Raw genomic sequence first — 1,262 nt, forward strand, 5'->3', positions numbered from 1 at the left:
TATTAAAACATACAATAATTAAAATCATTATATAGAAAGAGGACAATTTAATATGCTAAGTATAATTGGATTAATTTTATCATTATCTTTGATAATATTCTTAGCCTATAAGGGCTATTCAACCATTATAACTGCACCTTTAGTAGCATTACTTACAGTTTTACTAATCGGTGGAGAATCTAATACACATTTAATGGTTCACTATACAGAAGTATATATGGGAGGATTTGCAAACTTCGTTAAAAACTACTTCCCAATATTCTTAACTGGAGCTATTTTTGCAAAACTAATGGAAGAAGCTCTATATGCTAAATCTATAGCAAACTTTATTACAAATAGACTAGGAAAAGACAAAACTATATTAGCTGTAGTATTAGCTGGAGCACTTCTTACATATGGAGGAGTATCTTTATTCACAGTTGCATTTGTTTTATATCCCATAGCAAATGTACTATTTAAAAAAGCTGATATTCCAAAGAGATTAATTCCAGGAACTATAGCCTTAGGTGCATTTACATTTACTATGACAGCTCTTCCTGGAACTCCAGAAATTCAAAATGTTATACCTATGAGGTATTTTGGTACAGATACATTCTCTGCACCTGTTATAGGAATAATAGCAAGCTTATTAATACTTATATTAGGGATGTTATGGCTTACATATAGAGTAAAAAAAGCTGAGAAAAACTTAGAAGGATATGGAGATCATTATATAGAGGAAAATAATATTGATTCAAATTTACTTCCTAATATATTTTTATCAATTTCTCCTATACTATTAATATTTRTTAGTAATTTATTCTTTTCTAAAGTGTTTTATAAATTAGTTGATGGGTCTTACTTAAGTAAATAYAAYCTTGTATTAGACAATGTATCAGGAACATGGAGTGTTATAATATCAATTGTTATATCTATTTTATTTATACTAGCACTTAACTTTAGAAAAATATCTAACTTAAACAAAGTTTTAAACGAAGGGATATCAAATTCTTTCTTACCACTATTAAGTTCAAGTGCTATTGTAGGTTATGGAAGTGTAATAAAATCTTTACCTGTATTTATAACATTACAGTCTGCGATACTTAATATATCTTCTAACCCTATAGTATCTGAAGCTTTATCAGTTAATATTATTTGTGGTATAACAGCTTCAGCTTCTGGTGGACTTACGATAACATTAGATGCTTTAGCACCTAAGTTTATAGAGATGAGTCAAGCACTTAATATTCCACCTGAGATTATGCATAGAGTTGCATCTATGG

General features: G+C 28.7%; 1 protein-coding gene (running past one end of the window). It reads left to right on the top strand.

All coding sequences use genetic code 11. The features are described 5' to 3' along the window. Positions 1 to 52: 52 nt before the first annotated feature. On the top strand, positions 53 to 1,262 hold the 5' portion of the coding sequence (locus tag G3997_RS10335; RefSeq protein ID WP_296645662.1) for a GntP family permease. It continues 17 nt past the right edge of the window; the window shows 1,210 of its 1,227 coding nt (coding positions 1–1,210); it begins with the start codon at positions 53 to 55; the stop codon falls past the right edge of the window.

Origin of the sequence: Romboutsia sp. 13368 (assembly GCF_018336475.1) — a bacterium.
GTDB lineage: Bacteria > Bacillota > Clostridia > Peptostreptococcales > Peptostreptococcaceae > Romboutsia.